General features: G+C 31.9%; 14 protein-coding genes. 9 read left to right on the top strand and 5 right to left on the bottom strand.

Features of this window, described 5'->3' with window-relative positions; all coding sequences use genetic code 11:
- Nucleotides 1–42 precede the first annotated feature (42 nt).
- From rpsI to HM981_RS12860, 4 genes are all read right to left on the bottom strand, one after another.
- On the bottom strand, nucleotides 43–429 hold the full coding sequence (rpsI, locus tag HM981_RS12875; RefSeq protein WP_179339219.1) for a 30S ribosomal protein S9: 387 nt from the start codon (nucleotides 427–429) through the stop codon (nucleotides 43–45).
- A complete protein-coding gene (gene rplM, locus HM981_RS12870; RefSeq protein ID WP_179339218.1) occupies nucleotides 430–885 on the bottom strand; it encodes a 50S ribosomal protein L13 in 456 nt (151 codons plus the stop codon).
- 161 nt (nucleotides 886–1046) lie between these two features.
- The gene (locus HM981_RS12865; RefSeq protein WP_179339217.1) at nucleotides 1047–2039 is read right to left on the bottom strand and encodes an L-threonylcarbamoyladenylate synthase; all 993 of its coding nucleotides are present in this window, start codon (nucleotides 2037–2039) and stop codon (nucleotides 1047–1049) included.
- A gap of 44 nt (nucleotides 2040–2083) precedes the next feature.
- On the bottom strand, nucleotides 2084–2233 hold the full coding sequence (locus HM981_RS12860; RefSeq protein WP_175455517.1) for a hypothetical protein: 150 nt from the start codon (nucleotides 2231–2233) through the stop codon (nucleotides 2084–2086).
- A gap of 161 nt (nucleotides 2234–2394) precedes the next feature.
- Here HM981_RS12860 and HM981_RS12855 point away from each other — a divergent pair, with 161 nt between their 5' ends.
- Both HM981_RS12855 and HM981_RS12850 read left to right on the top strand, forming a co-directional pair.
- Entirely contained in the window at nucleotides 2395–4026 is a 1632-nt protein-coding gene (locus HM981_RS12855) for an ABC-F family ATP-binding cassette domain-containing protein (protein ID WP_179339216.1), read from the top strand.
- A gap of 209 nt (nucleotides 4027–4235) precedes the next feature.
- Nucleotides 4236–6209 carry a YgiQ family radical SAM protein gene (locus HM981_RS12850; RefSeq protein WP_179339215.1) on the top strand — a complete coding sequence of 658 codons (1974 nt, stop codon included), beginning with the start codon at nucleotides 4236–4238 and terminating at the stop codon, nucleotides 6207–6209.
- 320 nt (nucleotides 6210–6529) lie between these two features.
- Here the strand turns inward: HM981_RS12850 and HM981_RS12845 are convergent, their stop codons facing one another.
- Nucleotides 6530–6820, bottom strand: coding sequence for a DUF3427 domain-containing protein (locus HM981_RS12845; RefSeq protein ID WP_179339214.1), 291 nt, complete (start codon nucleotides 6818–6820; stop codon nucleotides 6530–6532).
- 176 nt (nucleotides 6821–6996) lie between these two features.
- Here HM981_RS12845 and HM981_RS12840 point away from each other — a divergent pair, with 176 nt between their 5' ends.
- The 7 genes from HM981_RS12840 to HM981_RS12810 all read left to right on the top strand — a co-directional run bounded on the left by HM981_RS12840 (nucleotide 6997) and on the right by HM981_RS12810 (nucleotide 17801).
- Nucleotides 6997–7167 carry a hypothetical protein gene (locus HM981_RS12840; RefSeq protein WP_179339148.1) on the top strand — a complete coding sequence of 57 codons (171 nt, stop codon included), beginning with the start codon at nucleotides 6997–6999 and terminating at the stop codon, nucleotides 7165–7167.
- 204 nt (nucleotides 7168–7371) lie between these two features.
- A complete protein-coding gene (locus HM981_RS12835; RefSeq protein ID WP_179339213.1) occupies nucleotides 7372–8883 on the top strand; it encodes an ATP-binding protein in 1512 nt (503 codons plus the stop codon).
- A gap of 3 nt (nucleotides 8884–8886) precedes the next feature.
- Nucleotides 8887–11709, top strand: coding sequence for a Z1 domain-containing protein (locus HM981_RS12830; protein ID WP_179339212.1), 2823 nt, complete (start codon nucleotides 8887–8889; stop codon nucleotides 11707–11709).
- 3 nt (nucleotides 11710–11712) lie between these two features.
- Complete coding sequence (locus tag HM981_RS12825) at nucleotides 11713–12744, top strand: PD-(D/E)XK motif protein (RefSeq protein ID WP_179339211.1); 1032 nt, start codon at nucleotides 11713–11715, stop codon at nucleotides 12742–12744.
- Entirely contained in the window at nucleotides 12744–14912 is a 2169-nt protein-coding gene (locus HM981_RS12820; RefSeq protein ID WP_179339210.1) for an AIPR family protein, read from the top strand. The genes HM981_RS12825 and HM981_RS12820 overlap by 1 nt, the downstream gene beginning before the upstream one ends.
- 212 nt (nucleotides 14913–15124) lie before the next feature.
- Nucleotides 15125–16555, top strand: coding sequence for a DNA cytosine methyltransferase (locus HM981_RS12815; RefSeq protein ID WP_179339209.1), 1431 nt, complete (start codon nucleotides 15125–15127; stop codon nucleotides 16553–16555).
- On the top strand, nucleotides 16545–17801 hold the full coding sequence (locus tag HM981_RS12810; RefSeq protein ID WP_179339208.1) for a DNA cytosine methyltransferase: 1257 nt from the start codon (nucleotides 16545–16547) through the stop codon (nucleotides 17799–17801). The genes HM981_RS12815 and HM981_RS12810 overlap by 11 nt, the downstream gene beginning before the upstream one ends.
- The last annotated feature ends 13 nt before the right edge of the window (nucleotides 17802–17814 follow it).

Raw genomic sequence — 17814 nt, 5'->3', positions numbered from 1 at the left:
GAACCTGAGAAATCAAGTTCTGAATTAGATGTTGTTTGGATATTAACGTTTCGAGAATTGGAATTTCTTTCGGGCTTTTTTCTGACCGAATTTCTTTCTTTCTACCATTCTTGGATCTCTAGTTAATAGACCTTCTGGCTTTAATACTAATCTGTTTTCAGGATCTAACTCGCACATAACGCGAGAAAGGCCTAAACGTATTGCTTCTGCCTGGCCGGTGATACCACCTCCATATACGTTAACAGTAATATCAAAGTTGCCATCATTGTTAGTCAAGGCTAAAGGTTGGTTTACTTTGTACTGCAATGTCGCAGTACTAAAATAATCCGCCATGTCTTTTTTGTTCACTGTGATTTTACCAGTACCTTCGGCAACATACACACGAGCAACAGCCGTCTTTCTACGGCCAATTTTGTGAATTACTTCCATTTAGTTAATTTCTTTTAATGTCATTGTTTTAGGTTTCTGCGCTGCATGAGCGTGCTCAGTACCTGAAACAACAGTTAAATTTCTAAAAAGAGCTGCTCCTAATTTGTTTTTAGGCAACATTCCTTTCACTGACTTTTCTACTAATCTGGTTGGGTCTTTCTCAAACATTTCAGTAGCTGTCAGACTTTTTTGTCCACCTGGATAACCTGTGTGACGGATGTAACTTTTTTCCGTCCATTTGTTACCAGTTAAGTTGATTTTTTCAGCATTGATAACTATTACGTTATCACCGCAATCAACGTGTGGCGTGAAATTAGGTTTGTGCTTACCTCTTAAGAGTATTGCGACTCTCGAAGCTAAGCGACCTAAAGTTTGTCCTTCAGCATCAACTAAAACCCACTCCTTATTAACGGTAGCTTTGTTAGCTGAAACTGTTTTGTAGCTTAATGTATCCACACTAATTTGATTTGTAATTGTGCCCTAAAGCACAATAGATTAAACATTCCTCTTTCTTAAAAAAGAGTTTGCAAATTTACGATAAAGTATTGATTTACCAAACCTAGAGGAAGATATTTTTTGTACTGAAAATCAGTAGGTTTGGAAAAATGTGTTTTTTGCTATTTTTTTGTGGCTCTAGTTAATCTATCGTTAATAGATTTTCCTAGGCCGTAATCAGGGAATACTTCTGCTATTATAATATCCAAATTCATAGTATCTAATTGATGTAACACATCATAAAGATTAGAGGCAGATTCGGCAAGGCTTCCAGAGTCAGACAAGGCTATTTGGACTTCTATATTTTTGTTCTCTACTTTAGATTTAAATGTGATAAGTCCTATGCGTTTGCCGTCATAAGTATTTAAAGACTTTAATATGTTATCAGTTAATACTGTTTTGGTCTTTGGAGCATAGTGTCTCTCCAACATGCCTGGAGCATTTGGTGTAACGTCTGCTTTTATATTAATTGGAGCATTTGGTTGAGCTATAGAATTCTTAATTTCAATTTTTCCAACAACAGCTTCAATATCTTCAATGGCCGTTGATCCTAATCGGTAAATGATAGGTGTATCATTTTCAAAACCTATAATAGTAGATTCTATACCGCTTATGCAAGAGCCACCGTCCAAAACCATTTTAATACTGTCTTTAAAATAGTTTTCAACATGTTTTGCAGTTGTTGGACTTATGCTACTAAACGGATTTGCGCTTGGTGCTGCTAAAGGAAAATCTAATTTATTTAATAATTCTAAAGTGGTTGGGTGATTGGGCACACGTACTGCCACTGTATCTTTTCCTCCTGTTATTAAATCCGGTATAATAGCTTTCTTTTTTAAGACTAAAGTTATTGGTCCTGGCCAAAAGGCATCGGCTAATAATTGTGCTTTCTCAGGAATATAATCAACGATACTAGATAGTTGGTCTATAGATGGAATGTGAACAATTAGCGGATTAAAAAAGGGACGCTTCTTAGTTTCAAAAATGGCTTTTATAGCTTTTTCACTATAGATGTTTCCTGCTAATCCATAAACGGTTTCCGTTGGAATAGCAACAATGTCTTCAGCTGTTAAAAGATGAATAGCTTTTGATATGTCTTCTGAAATGATACTCATTGTCCTTAATATGACCGCAAAATTACTTCAAAATTGATTTACCATTAAGATTTAAGGCGTTTATTTTTCTTTTCCTGCTTCTGTTGGTAAAGTGCATAACCTAACACAGCCATTTCTAAACCTAGAATAGCTATTTTGGCTTTTTTGCTTCTTGTGAGTGCGCTTGTTAATCCTAATACTTTTGTGATAATCATAGTGCTATTTTTTAAGTGAAATTAAAATTAGGGTATAAATACTATTACGCTTGACTTAAATAAAATTAGAATTAACTGAAATAAGATATTATATAATTTCATACATATTTATAAATAATGAGTTACCATTTAGTAGTTTTGCAGCTTCAAAAATTTAGAATATGATTTCAGTCGATAATTTAGCCGTAGAATTTAGTGGTCATACGCTGTTTAGTGATGTGTCTTTTACTATTAATGCCAATGATAAAATTGCCTTAATGGGTAAAAATGGTGCAGGAAAATCTACCATGATGAAAATTATTGCTGGTGTTCAGAGTGGTACTCGTGGCCATGTGAGATGTCCTAAAGATGCTGTGATTGCTTATTTGCCACAGCATTTGTTAACCGAAGATGATACTACGGTTTTCGATGAAGCGTCTAAAGCATTTAAGCATGTGTACGAAATGCGTGACGAAATGGAAGGTCTTAACAAGCAATTGGAAACAAGAACCGATTACGAGTCTGATGAGTACATGAAAATTATTGAGCGTGTGTCCGATTTAGGAGAGAAGTACTACGCTTTAGAAGATGTAAATTATGATGCTGAAGTTGAAAAAGCATTAAAAGGTTTAGGGTTTAAACAGGAAGACTTTGCAAGACTTACCAATGAATTTTCTGGTGGTTTCCGTATGCGAATTGAGCTGGCTAAGATTTTATTACAAAAGCCAGATCTAATTTTATTAGATGAGCCAACCAACCATATTGATATAGAATCGGTGATTTGGTTAGAAGATTTTTTACTGAATAAAGCCAATGCTGTTGTGGTTATTTCTCACGATCGTGCCTTTGTAGACAACATTACCAATAGAACGATTGAAGTGACTATGGGTCGTATTTATGATTATAAAGCTAATTATACACATTACCTTCAATTACGTGAAGACAGACGTGTGCATCAAGTAAAGGCTTACCAAGAACAGCAGAAGTTTATTGCAGATAACATGCAGTTTATTGAGCGTTTTAAAGGGACATATTCTAAAACCAACCAAGTGACGTCTCGTGAGCGTATGCTTGAGAAATTAAAAATTATTGAGATTGATGATGTAGATACCTCAGCATTAAAATTACGTTTTCCAGCTACGCAGCGTTCTGGTGATTATCCAGTAACCGTTAAAGAAGTTTCTAAATCTTATGATGACCACGTGGTGTTTAATAATGCTAACATGTCTATTGCAAGAGGAGAGAAGGTTTGCTTTGTAGGTCGAAATGGTGAAGGGAAATCGACTATGATTAAAGCTATTTTAGGGGAGATTGATGTAGATGGAACTTGTAGTTTAGGTCATAATGTAAAGGTTGGCTATTTTGCACAGAACCAAGCGGCTTTGTTAGATGAAGATTTAACCATTTTTCAGACGGTTGATGATGTTGCGAAAGGAGATGTAAGAACTCAGATTAAAAGTATCTTGGGTGGTTTTATGTTTAGAGGCGATGATATTGATAAAAAAGTGAGTGTGTTGTCTGGTGGCGAAAAAACCAGATTGGCTATGGTGAAACTCTTACTAGAACCTGTGAACTTATTAATTCTTGATGAGCCGACGAATCACTTAGATTTAAAATCTAAAGATGTGCTGAAAGAAGCACTTCAGAATTTTGATGGCACTTTAATATTGGTGTCTCACGATCGTGATTTCTTACAAGGACTATCTAAAAAGGTTTTTGAATTTAAAGAAAAACGCGTGATTGAGCATTTTGAAACGATTGATGATTTCTTAATTAGAAACCGTGTAGAGAGTTTAAAAGGCTTGGATTTATAACGAGAACTATCGATTTTTTGATGCTTTTAGTTGGTTAGATGTGCGTCTGCGTTAGTGATGGAGGCATTTGTTGAAGCTCTTTTTGTGTTGTTGCACCTATGCAACACAAAAAAGCGACTGCCGAGAGCACGACCCTTGGGTAACGCCCAAATAAAATACCTTAACTTTTTGTACTGCCTAAGCGGCAATATTTTAACTACTTTTGCAGCGTGAATACTAAATTACAACTTTCAGATTGGTTGCCTACCACAAACAAAGAGGTGAAGATTCGTGGATGGGAAGCGCTAGATGTTATCCTGTTTAGCGGAGATGCCTATGTAGATCATCCAACATTTGGTCCTGCCGTTATTGGCCGTATGTTAGAAAGTTTTGGCTTGCGCGTTGCTATAGTGCCACAACCTTGCGTTACAGATAATCTTCAGGATTTTGTAAAACTTGGTGCTCCAAAATTGTTTTTTGGGGTTACAGGTGGCTGTATGGATCCTATGATTAGCAATTATAATGCTAATAAAAAACGTAGAGATAAAGATGCGTATACTCCGAATGGAGATATTGGGTTCCGACCCGATTACGCGACAAGCGTTTACACGAATATTTTAAAAGAGAAATGGCCAGATACTCCCGTGTTGATTGGTGGTATTGAGGCATCTTTACGCCGTGTAACACATTACGATTTTTGGAGTGATAAGTTAATGCCTTCTATTTTAGAAACGTCTAAGGCAGACATGTTGGTTTACGGTATGGGTGAGCAACCTTTGCGTGAAGTGGTGCGTTTGTTACTAAAAGGAGTGCCTTTTAGTAGTATTAATACCATCATGCAAACAGCAGTTTTACTTGATGCAGATGCTAAAATTCCTAAAAATAGTAATTGGCAAGATGTAGAAATACAATCGCATGAGGTTTGTTTGAGCGATAAAAAGAAATTTGCCTCTAACTTTAAAACGATAGAGCAAGAATCTAATAAGTTGGCTGCACGACGTATTTTTCAGAAAGTAGGGGATAAGACCTTGATGATTAATCCGCCGTATCCAACGATGACGGAAGCTGAAATTGATGCCTCTTTCGATTATCCTTATACAAGATTACCACATCCTAAATATAATAAACGAGGACCTATCCCTGCGTTTGAAATGATTAAGTTTTCCATTAACATTCACAGAGGGTGCTTTGGTGGTTGTAGCTTTTGTACCATTTCTGCACACCAAGGAAAATTTATTGCGTCTCGTAGTCAGGAATCTATCTTGAAAGAAGTAGATACAGTGGCCAATATGCCTGATTTTAAAGGGTATTTATCTGATATTGGTGGGCCAAGTGCCAATATGTATCAGATGAAAGGGAAAGTGCAATCTATTTGCGACAAATGTGTGGCACCGAGTTGTATTTCTCCCGTGATTTGTAGTAATTTAGATACGTCTCACAAACCGTTAACGGAATTATACCAAGCGGTAGATAAGCATCCGAAGGTAAAAAAATCATTTATTGGTTCAGGGATTAGACATGATATGTTGGTGCCAGAATTTAATAAGAATGCCGATCCTAAAGAGTTAGATGCTTATACGGAAGAAGTGATGACGAAGCATGTTTCTGGACGATTGAAAGTAGCGCCAGAGCATACTAGTGATCCGGTTTTAAAACTGATGCGTAAACCTTCGTTTTCGTATTTCCATAAGTTTAAGGAACGTTTTGATAAGATTAATATTAAGAAGGGTTTAAAGCTTCAATTAATCCCTTATTTTATATCTAATCATCCCGCTTGTGAAGTGGAAGATATGGCTAATCTAGCTGCTGAAACTAAAGATATGGGTTTCCAGTTAGAGCAAGTGCAAGGTTTTACACCAACACCAATGACGGTTGCTACGGTAATTTATTATAGTGGTTACCATCCTTATACTTTAAAGAAGGTAAACACGCCTATTACTAAAAAGGAAAAGGACGAACAACACCGTTTTTTCTTCTGGTACAAGGATGAAAATAAAGCGTGGATTAAAAAGACCTTAAACAAATTAGGCCGTGAGGATTTACTAAGCGTTTTACTCCCAGAGCGAACTGAAAAGTGGCAGAAGAACAAACCTTCAGGTGAGGCAAAAAATACGTTTAATGATGCTGTGCCTTTTAATCAGCGTAAGTCTGAGGATAAAGTACGATTTAAAAAGAAGCGGACTAAGAAGAAGAAGCGTCGCTAATCTTATATCATTTCACTTAACTTGTTGTATCTGTTGTTTTTCTTATGGCTAGCCTTTTGGGTTTCGCTTAGGTTAAGTCTGCATATATCCGAGGCTAACCCGAATTAAACCCGACTTAGATGCGGAGTACATACGGAGGAGCTATGGGTGAACCCCTAGTTTAACTCGAGTTATATACACTATTTTAGTGACGCAATCCCTTTGGTGGCCTGAACTTTCTTGTTTACTCAACGTTTCTTAGTGTGGATTGTTCCTTTTTGAGGGGATTTAAAGGGTGTAAAAAACAGCTTATCTAAATAACAAATAGTTAATCTATACTTTTATCCAATTGAAAGTTTAGCTGCATCTTTCCATAAATAATGAGGCATAGGTTCGCTAAGTTTCCAATTAATACTCATAGGTTTAGAACCATTGTAATCTTTTAAATTTCCTTCACCAATAAAAACGTAACCTAAACTATTACCAAATTCATTTTTTGCTTTTTCTCTAATAAATAGAAGTATTTTTTTGTCTGTTTCTTTATGATTGACATAAGATAATCCTTTCCCTTTATCAGGTCTTGCAGAATTTTGAGTTTGCCAATGAAATAATTCGTTTGATGAATAATGCAAAAGGTGTAAAACCTAAATAAATTATTTAAAAATAATAATATGCATTTACGTAAAACCGTAATATTTGTTTGGTATTATTTTTTACTTTTAAGCATCAATTAAAAAAATGACTTTTTAAAATTATTAGATAGTCCATTATTCAATAAACCGTAAAGGTAAAATTAGATACTTCATCTATGAATATTATTACTATCAATGCGCAGCCAAATCCTGAGTTTCTAATTAAATCAATATCAGAGCAAGGTTATTCTTTAGAAACCGCATTGTCTGATTTAATAGATAATTCTATTCCTTTGGAGGTTGTTAAGTTGAATTTCATGTTTGTTTTAGATGATGATTTTAAATAAAAAAGACTTTTTGCTAATAAGTGCTTTCTTAATTGAAGCATAGGGAAAATAAAAGGCGTTGATGACATATGAGATTTTACTTAGGTCTATAAATAGTTCCTAAAATGAATTATGGAGAAAACATAATTAGCTTATATGAACAAAAATTTTAGAAATGTTGTAGTTAATGAGAGTTAAAAAATGGTATAAAGATTAATATTATAGATGAGTAAATTTAAAATAGAACCAAAACCAGGAAGTATTTTAGGGTCGCTTAGAAGTATCGGATATAATTTAAAAACCGCGCTTTCGGATATAATTGATAATTCTATTGCTGCAGAGGCAAAAAGGATTGAAATTGTAAATAATGATTTCAATGAAAATATTGATCATTTGGAATGGATGGCAATTATTGATGATGGTTTAGGCATGACTATCGAGGATATGATTAAGGCTTTAACATTAGGAGGTGAGGGGATTGAACGGGAGAGAAATACTGAGGATTTAGGAAGATTTGGATTAGGTTTAAAAACAGCAAGCTTCTCACAATGTAGAAAATTGACCCTAATTTCAAAAAAAGAAATGATTAGCTCTTTAGTCTTTGATCTAGATTATGTTGATAAAAATGGATGGGAAGTATATTCATTAGATTGTCCTGAGTTATTGATTGAAAAGATAATATCTAGAGTAGAAAATAAAGATATTTTTGACAATAAAAGTTGGACAGTTGTTTATTGGGAAAATTTGGATAAAATTCAAATATCTTCCACATCTAGTTTTTATTCAGAACTTTCGAAAGTTAGAAATCACTTTGAATTGATATATCATAAATTCAAAAACATTATAGATATTCGACTGAATGGGACAAGTGTAAATTATTGGAATCCTTATGCAGCTGCTATTTCTAGTCAAACGAAACTATTTAAATACAATTCAGAAGGCGATACCTATTCGTTAAAGGGGCACGTTTTAAAGCATTCAAGTGAATTTCAAAATAAAAATGAGTACGAAAATCAATCAAAGATTGGAACCTTTAATCAGAACCAAGGTTTTTTTGTCTATAGAAATAATAGACTAATTTACCGTGGAAGTTGGTTAGGGTTGTTTAACAAAGAACACCATTACATATTGGCCAGAGTTGAAATTAATTTATCCAACCGTTTGCAGTCTGATTTAGCATGGGGTGTAAATATAAGTAAATCTTCAGTTTCTATCCCTAGATTCGCTGAATCAGACATAAGAGCTGAGTGTAATAGAATAAGATCTGAAGCGAACAATACATTTAGATTTCATGGAGGAGTTAAGAGGCATAAAATAAGAAAAGAAAATACTGAAAAAGAGATTCAGCCAATATGGAATTTTGAATCCAAAGGAGTAAAGACTGGAGAGAAAAATCAATATAAAATTAATATAAAACATCCATTATTTGATGAGTTTTTAAAGAAGTGTTCTGGAGATAAAACAATGCAAAAGGAATTTAAGCAAATTTTGAGATATATAGAAAATTATCTGCCTGTAGATAATATTTTTGCAAGAAAAGCTAATAATGAGGTAGAACAATCATTTGAAAATGATCACGAAATTTATGAAAAATTCAAAGGGATAATGGAGATCTATAAAAAAAGTATGAAAGTAGAAACTGCGTTTAATACACTAATTAATATAGAACCTTTTAATAGTTTGTCTTTTGATAAAGAACGATTAATTGAACTAGGTGTTGACACAAGCAATATATAAATTATGAATAATAAAATTATTAAAGATGTTGCACATGCGACATTAAATGGATTAAAAGACACAGGTAAAGATATAACAACTGTAATTATAAGAGAAACTGTTTTTAGCTTTCAAAATATTTATTCACCCGATATATTTCCTAACATAAATTGGGAAGGAGTAATTAATGAATTAGAGTCACATTACACAATTACTATTGGTATAAGTGAAACTCTGTATAATCATAGAATACCTTGGGTTCGTAATTATAAACAAAACAATCCTAATTTATCTGATTTTCCATTTTGGAATAATTATAAAAGATATTTGTCTGAAATACAGCAATTACCACAAACTGTAATAGATGAAATTGATCAGAGTACTGATGCTATATTAGATGGGATGTCCAATCCAAGAGAAACAGATCATTTTGAAAAAAAAGGTTTAGTTATAGGTTATGTACAATCAGGTAAAACAGGTAATTATGTTGGATTAATAAACAAGGCTATTGATGTAGGATATCAGTTTATAGTTGTTTTAGCAGGTATGCATAATAATTTGCGTCAACAAACTCAATTTAGAATTGATCAAGGAGTTAATGGAAAACAAAAAATTAATGGAGAAGAAACTGCTGTAGGTGTTGGGACGTTAATGAATAGGTTTGATAATCAAACACAATCCTTAACTACAGCAGATGTTAAAGGTGATTTTAATTCTGCTGCAGCAAATATGAATGGTATTAATTTCAATTTAGAGGCTCCTTTAATTGCTGTAATAAAGAAAAACGTTCATCCCTTAAAAAACATGAACAAATGGTTGGAGAATGTTATTGGTATCAATATGGAGTCTCAATCTAATAAAGCTGTTTTAATTATAGATGATGAAGCTGATCAAGCTAGTATTAATAATAATTTTAAGCTAGAAGACCTTGATGCTCCTATAATTGATGAAGATGGAAATATAGATGAAGAAAATAGACCAACAGCTATAAATGCTAGAATTGTTGATTTGATTAATAAGTTTAGTAGAAGATGTTATACAGGATATACGGCAACTCCATATGCAAATGTATTAATCCCTTTAGATAATGAACATCATCAAAGTATTTTTCCTGAGGATTTCATTGTAAGGCTGAAACAACCGTCAAACTATTTAGGCCCAGAAAAATATTTTGACCAAGGCTTACCTGGTATAATGGAGATAGATAGTACTGAAGGTTTTCCTGGACAACTTAAGTCTTATTACAAAGAAGAAGTAGAGGCGCTAAATATGCCAGATTCTTTAAAAGTAGCGACTAAGCAATTTATTGTTTCAGGAGCATTACGATTTTTTAGAGGCCAAGAAAGATCGCATATGTCTATGTTAATACATGTATCCCATTTGACAATGATACAAAACCATTTAGGAGATATATTCAAAAATTATTGGAGTGAACTTAAGTATCGTATTGAGAATAATAGTGAGATAATGTGGGCGGAATTAAGTGATCTATTTCACGGAGGTAATATTGATGGATTAACAGATCAAGTTAATAGCCAAGAATTCTATACTCAAGCATATTCTGAAAATGAATCATTTGCAAATAATAATTTTGATTTGCCAAATAGTTTCAGTGAATTAAGAGATTATATTAGAAGTTTTGTGGCTGCTGTAGAGATTTTAGTTGTAAATGGGGCACGTGTTAATAGAGGTCAGAGTTTAGATTATCATTTATATCCTCACGGGCGAAAAGTAATTGCTATTGGGGGAAACACAATGTCTAGAGGGTTGACATTGGAAGGTTTACATACAAGTTACTTTATTAGACATGCTAGAACATTTGATACATTAATGCAAATGGGACGTTGGTTTGGTTATCGTTCTAACTATGCAGACCTGTGTAGAATTATAACAACAACAGAAATAGCTATAGATTTTGGCGAAATTTGCTATGCTGATACAATCATGAATGAAAATATTTCAGCAATGATTAGAAGTAATGCATCACCTAGAGATTTTTTAATTAAAATTAGACAATCTACCACAAGCTTATCTGTTACCTCAAAAATGGGCGTAGCTGGTCCTATGCGATTAAGTTGGGCAGGTGGTGAAGTTATCACAAATTCAATATCACGTAAACCAGATACAATTATTAACAATCATAATATTTTGTGCAAAATAATAGATGGAGTAAAAGGGAAGTGTAATATTAATGAATTTAAAAATAAGTTGATTTTTAAGAATGTTAATATAGACGGAGAATTAGATGATTTAAAAAACGATAAGTTTTTAATAATTAATAGTAATGGAAGTTTAGATCTTGATAAAATTTTTGAATTTTACAAGACGTCTGGCTATGAAACTGTGGACATTGTAATAATTGGTAGAAATCCAGACAATCAAGATAGTTATACTTTTATTGATAAGGAAATTGGTTTAGCTCAAAGAAATACTGCGAGGAAAAATGATAAAGAAACCTCAAATCATTTTAAAGTTCCAAATGGAAAACTAACCGATGCTAATTATTTATCTGACTTTATTGGTGATATAAAGAATGAATTAACACCCAAACAAAAAAGAACTCCTTCGGAAACTTGTCGTCACCTTAAAAGACCAATAATCACTTTTGTAGTATTAGACCCAAAGTTTTTCTACAGTAGTATAAATATTGAACGAGGCGGGATCCCTTCTATTGAGAATATGCATGATGGTTTAGAAGCTCTAATAGATAGTGATACAGGTGAATATATAGCTTTACCATATGGAGTATCTATAGCGACACCTTCTTATCTTCCTAATAGTACAGCTATAAATAATAATTCAGTTGATGTACTAGTGAATCAAATGGTAAATGACAACATAAATTAAGTGATGAGTATAAAAGAAATATTTACAGAATTAATAGATAACGTGAAGCCTGGTGGCCAGTATGATACACGACTTGTTGACTTTGATAATGCTAATAGATATAAAACTATTCTCGCTATTGATAAATTAGCTGAAAACCAACAGTGTGTTCTGTTACAATTAACGAATGGAGGCCGACGATCTGAGGTTATTATAAACAACATAAATACACTAGATAGTATTCAAATTGACACTTTTCCTGTTCCAGATCCAGGTACAACTGGATTAGATACTTATTATAGCATTAAACTTGATAGAAATACTGAAGAAGATATATTTTATACTTTCATTGCTGACATCGTTGAAACTGCAAAAAACGCTACAACTGATTTAGTTATATTAGATGTTTTAAAAAGAGTTAAATCTTGGATGAATTTTTTTAAATCCAAAAAAAACGGGGTGTTGTCAGAAAATGGGCAGATTGGTTTATTCGCAGAGTTAACATTACTTAAAACATTATTAGAATGCTATAAAAAAAACTTATTAGATATTGTAACAAGTTGGGTAGGGCCTAAAAAACAAAATCAAGACTTTATTTTCCCAAATACTCAGGCAATTGAAGTAAAGTGTACTACTTCAAACAATAAATATGAAGTAAATATTAATAACGAATATCAATTAGATTGTACCGGTTTGGATCGATTATTTTTATCGGTATATCAAGTTAAAAGACATAAAATAAGTAAGGAATCATTATTTCAGTCTTTGCCTGGTATTATTAATGATATTGAAGAATTATTAAAAAATGATTCCGATGCTAAATTTGAGTTTGAAGGTTTATTACTGGAAGTGGGGTATTTAGCAGAAGCAGAAATTGAATATATAGATTTTGGATTTCAAATCATTAATGGACCAGATATCTATGATGTAGATTCCGAGTTCCCAAAATTAGCAAGAACATCTATTTCTAATTCTATTAAAAAAGTAGAGTACAATTTAAATTTACAGGAACAAAAAATTTTAAGTAATAATATTATTGAATTAATAAGTTTATAATGAGTTTTTTTACCACCCTTAATACCTTAACGGAAGAAAAGCTTTCACAAGATTCTCAATTAAATGCTGAGTCTGCTTTTTGTGAAATTGCATCCGACTATTTAATAGATTCTTCATTAATCTCTAGCTTTGAACATTCTCAATTTTTTAAAGAAAATGATAGTAATAGAAACTTAAAAATTGATGGGTTTTCAATTAATGAGAATGAAACTGTTTTATCACTGTTTATAGCAAATTATAATAACTCTGATGAAGCAGTGAAGTTAAATTTGAAAGATGTTGAACAGCAATTCAAACAATTATATAGAGTATTGAATTATGTTATAAGAACTAATGAATATGATGTTCCAAAAGCTAATGTTTTATCAGCTTTAAATGCTGAGTATAATGTAGGTTTAAAGAAAAATATTGTAAAGATGGATTTCTATTTATTTACAAATAATATTGCTGTAAATAAAAAAGAAATAGACGTAGCAAGGGTTCTTTCAAAAGGAGATATTGATTCTGCTGTAGATTGTAACTTTAGGATATATGATATAAAAGAATTAGAGAGATTACACAAGAGTAATCAGAAACTTGATATCGACGTTAAAGATTATTATGACAAACCCATAAATGTACTTAAACCAGAGATAGGGAATTCTAGTTATGGTACTGCTATTGCTATTCTTCCTGCGCAGTTTTTATATAACATATATAGTGACTTTGGTGGACGATTATTGGAAAGTAACGTAAGGTCGTTCTTATCTGCAAGAATCAAAGTCAACAAAGGGATAAAAGATTCATTATTAAATCGACCAGAAATGTTTTTAGCATATAATAATGGTTTATGTGTTACTGTGTCAGAAATAATAATAAATGAGGATGGTTCTGTAAAGACTTTTAAGAATTTTCAGATAGTTAATGGGGGTCAGACAACATCATCAATATTTTTTGCAACACAAGAAGCTAAAAAACTGAAATTAAATATTGATTTAAGTAAAGTAAATGTGATGGCAAAAATTACTGAAATCAGAAGAAATATTGATTCCATTAAAATTCAGGAGAATATTGCTAAAAATAGTAATCTTCAGAATGCTGTTAAGCAATCAGATTTGTCAAGTAATGAAGAGTATTTAATTAATTTACACACATGCTCTAAAAAATTTAGGAATCCATCGTCTAATAATTATTATTACTTCGAACGAACTAGAGGTCAATATCAGCTTGAGAAAAACCTGAGTAAAAATGAAAACTATTTTTTAAATCTGTTTCCTGTTAATCAGAAAATTGATAAAACAGATTTATCAATTTTGTTTTTCTGTTCTATTGGTAGTAAGGTTGAACCGTTTATTTCCGTTCAAAGTGCTGAAAAAAGGTATAAAATATTAAGAGATCAGTTTGATTCTGAGAATAAAAAAATAAGTAAAGAGTATTATGCTAACATAATTGGGTCATTTATATTCTACAAGTTACTAAAAACAAAGTACGGCATAGGTAATAATGCTTTGGGGAGAATAAGAAAAAACGTTGTAGCATATTCTATTTCATTAATCCAAGAATATTTATTAAAGTCGAACAAGAGTATCGATTTTCAAACTATTTGGAATAATCATGGCGTAGATATTTCTGAAATTAAAATTAAAGAATTTTTAATTTATATTAACAAATTGTTACTTGAGAATTTAGATGATGGAAGGCTAGATGAAGCTTGTAAAAAGAAAGAGTCTTGGGAGCGAATAAAAGCAAAAATAGATTGGATTAAATTAGATTCTTTAATTGAATTATTGCCAATTTGTGAGATCAAAAAATTTAAAAAGAACACTTCTAATGGATTGAATTTGGATAACAAATATAAGCTTATGGTAGATGAGATTAACATGATGGTTTTTTCTATAAGTAGGTATGTTGCTCTTCAAACTCGTATTCAAAATGAGATGGATAATTATAGAAAGGATGGTATGTCTTTATATAGTCGAAGACATCTTAAATTGATGAAAGATCATTTCAGACCAAATTCTAAATTAACAGAAATTAGACCGTATACATATGAATTATACCTAATTGGTTGTTCTAATAAAAATGGTGATATAATAAATAAAAAATTTCAAGATTTGAAAATATATTTGGATGAACTTTACCGTGTATTTAATGCTATTTTAAAAGATGAACTTCTAGATTTTGTTTAGTGAAAACGAAGCTGTTTTACTTTTATTTTTATTATTTTTGTCAAGTTTTTTATAAAAATTGTTAAAGATCTATATTGTAAATACTCTAAGATTTATTCTTTTTAGAAGTATCATGCGTTAGTTTAATAATTAGTTAAAATTAGCCGAGGTTCCCTTGTTTATAAGAAGACAAATTAAATAGCTTCGACATTACATGTCTTTTAGGATACTTTATGAAAAACAAAAAAAAATACACTTACATTGATTTATTCGCAGGAGCTGGTGGTTTGACGATTGGATTTGGAAATAATGGATTCCACCTTGAAGTGGCAAATGATATTGCTGAACCTGCACTTAATACATTAAAACAAAATTTAAAACTAACTCATCCAAAAACACATTTAGATAGAGTTATTTTAGGAGATATTAAGGAGCTTTATGAGCATTTAGGTAATGGTGAGGTTGTTTACAATATGCAAGGTCATATGGTTATTGAGACAAATAAAGAAGTAGAGCTTCGTAAAAAAGTACCATCTGTAAAAGACAATGTTGAAATAAAAAATATACTTTCGAAAATAACTCACGTTGATGTTCTTGCTGGTGGGCCACCCTGTCAGGGCTTTTCTATGATTGGCCGTTCCAAAAAATCAACTTTAGAAGAGCGAACAAAAGGATTTATTGATGATCCTAGAAATCAACTTTTTAAATACTATCTGAAATTTGCGGAAAAACTATCACCTAAACTTGTTCTTATAGAAAATGTAAAGGGTTTAGCTTCAGCTTCGGGATATAGAGATTTAATTGAAAAGTCATTATCAGATACAGGTGAATATGGTTATGATGCCGCTTCTTGGGTATTAAATGCGAAAGATTTTGGATTAGCTCAAAATAGAGAACGTATTTTCTTTATTGGTGTTCGAAGAGATTTGTCTGAAAAACATGATATAACTGCTTCAGGTATTTTTGAGGAAATCATTAAAGAAAAAAAAGGACCTGTTAAGTTAAAAGAAGTCATTAGTGACTTACCACAAATTAAAGCTAATCCTAAGCCCAATAATTATCAAGAAGAAGCAGAAATTTCATTTAATAATAAAAAACTTTGTTTTGGTAGAAACATCTCTGATATAATATATGACGATTTAATAAGTAAAACAGTCGATAGTAATTATCGTAAAAAGATTAATACTTATAGGGGTGAACTGAAAAAACCTGAGCTTTTATTTAATCATAAATCAAGATATCATAATGATCGTGATTTATTTATTTATAAAAACCTTGTGCCAGGGAAATACTTAAATGATCCGGCAAATGAAAAAGCTTTATCAAAAGTTACTTATGGTGTCGTTATAGATGAAAATGGAAAGAAAAAGGTGAAAGGTTTTGGTGATAAGTATTTTAAGCTAGATCCTGAAAGTGTTTCTAAAACAATTATTGCACATTTAGAAACTGATGGGAATTCATATGTACATCCTGGTGAATTCCCAAGAAGTATAACGCCTAGAGAAGCTGCTAGAATACAATCTTTTCCTGATTGGTATTTCTTTACAGGGAGTACTCGAAATCAATTAAAACAGATAGGTAATGCGGTGCCTCCAATGCTTAGTTCTGTCTTTGCGGAGCAATTTAAAAATGTATTAGACAGTATCATTGAAAATGAAAAATAGAAAATTAACATTTATTGACTTGTTCGCTGGCTGTGGAGGTTTATCAGAAGGATTTATCATGTCAAAAAAGTATGATGCTTTAGCTCATGTTGAATGGGAAATTCCTATGGTAAGAACATTGAGAAACAGGCTAGAACAAAAGTGGAATCATTCAAATGAACAAGCTTTTAAAAACGTTATTCATTTTGATATTCAAAAAACAGATGAACTCATCAATGGGAATTGGAAAGAAGATACCATCCAGGATTATGGAGCTACTAATCATAAAGATGTAATCAACGAAGGGTTGAAAGGTATTGTAAAAGGGAAAAAAGTAGATTTAGTTATTGGAGGGCCTCCATGTCAAGCATATTCTGTAGCTGGTAGGGCACAAGATAAAAACTCAATGAAAGAAGATTATCGTAATTATCTATTTGAAAGTTTTACTAAAATTGTTGAAGAATTTCAACCTTCAGTTTTTGTATTTGAAAACGTGCCGGGAATATTAAGCGCATGTCCAGGTGATAAAAAAGTAACAGAAAGAATTTTTGAGTATTTTGACGAGCATGGATACGATATTAAAAAACCTGAAACCCTTAAGGATGTTGTTTTATCGGCTAATGATTTTGGAGTTCCACAAAAGCGTAATAGAGTTATTATAGTAGGAGTACGAAGAGACTCTGTTTCAGACAATCTTAATTTAGATTTAATTTACTCTGAGATAAATAAACAAAAAGTAAATACACCTATAACATTAAGAGATGCTATTGGACATCTTTCAAAGTTTAAACCTTCTAATGAAATTATAGTAATAAATGGGAGGAAATCTTCTTACGTTCCTGTTGAAAAAGATGAATTTATTGAAGAAAATCATAAGCCAAGATTTCACAATACACGAGATATAAAAGTTTTTAGAGAATGGGTTTCTAATAATATGAATAAAAAACCAATGGTTGACCGTATTGAGTTTTACAATAATTTAGTTAGTAAAAATTCCAAACATGCCAAATATAGAAACTTGGACTGGGATAAGCCTGCACAGACCATAGTAGCCCATTTATACAAAGATGGATTAATGTTTATTCATCCTGATGCTAACCAAGCAAGAAGTATAACAGTTAAAGAGGCTGCACTTATCCAATCTTTTCCTGATGATTTTAAATTTACGGAGAGTATGGGGTATAATTATAAGATGATTGGCAATGCTGTACCTCCTGTAATGGCTGAAAAGATAGCTATTGCTATTGCAGATGTTATTTTAAATTAATATCACCTATAAA

It is taken from the genome of Winogradskyella ludwigii (assembly GCF_013403985.1).
Lineage (GTDB): Bacteria > Bacteroidota > Bacteroidia > Flavobacteriales > Flavobacteriaceae > Winogradskyella > Winogradskyella ludwigii.
Note: the sequence above shows the minus strand (reverse complement) of the source record. Positions and strands in the feature narration are given on the sequence as shown.

What these genes read in the sequence shown, in the direction of transcription:
- rpsI (WP_179339219.1), bottom strand. Translation starts at nt 429, where the DNA reads ATGGAAGTAATTCACAAAATTGGCCGTAGAAAGACGGCTGTTGCTCGT.
- HM981_RS12865 (WP_179339217.1), bottom strand. Translation starts at nt 2,039, where the DNA reads ATGAGTATCATTTCAGAAGACATATCAAAAGCTATTCATCTTTTAACA.
- HM981_RS12860 (WP_175455517.1), bottom strand. Translation starts at nt 2,233, where the DNA reads ATGATTATCACAAAAGTATTAGGATTAACAAGCGCACTCACAAGAAGC.
- HM981_RS12855 (WP_179339216.1), top strand. Translation starts at nt 2,395, where the DNA reads ATGATTTCAGTCGATAATTTAGCCGTAGAATTTAGTGGTCATACGCTG.
- HM981_RS12840 (WP_179339148.1), top strand. Translation starts at nt 6,997, where the DNA reads ATGAATATTATTACTATCAATGCGCAGCCAAATCCTGAGTTTCTAATT.
- HM981_RS12835 (WP_179339213.1), top strand. Translation starts at nt 7,372, where the DNA reads ATGAGTAAATTTAAAATAGAACCAAAACCAGGAAGTATTTTAGGGTCG.
- HM981_RS12830 (WP_179339212.1), top strand. Translation starts at nt 8,887, where the DNA reads ATGAATAATAAAATTATTAAAGATGTTGCACATGCGACATTAAATGGA.
- HM981_RS12825 (WP_179339211.1), top strand. Translation starts at nt 11,713, where the DNA reads ATGAGTATAAAAGAAATATTTACAGAATTAATAGATAACGTGAAGCCT.
- HM981_RS12820 (WP_179339210.1), top strand. Translation starts at nt 12,744, where the DNA reads ATGAGTTTTTTTACCACCCTTAATACCTTAACGGAAGAAAAGCTTTCA.
- HM981_RS12815 (WP_179339209.1), top strand. Translation starts at nt 15,125, where the DNA reads ATGAAAAACAAAAAAAAATACACTTACATTGATTTATTCGCAGGAGCT.
- HM981_RS12810 (WP_179339208.1), top strand. Translation starts at nt 16,545, where the DNA reads ATGAAAAATAGAAAATTAACATTTATTGACTTGTTCGCTGGCTGTGGA.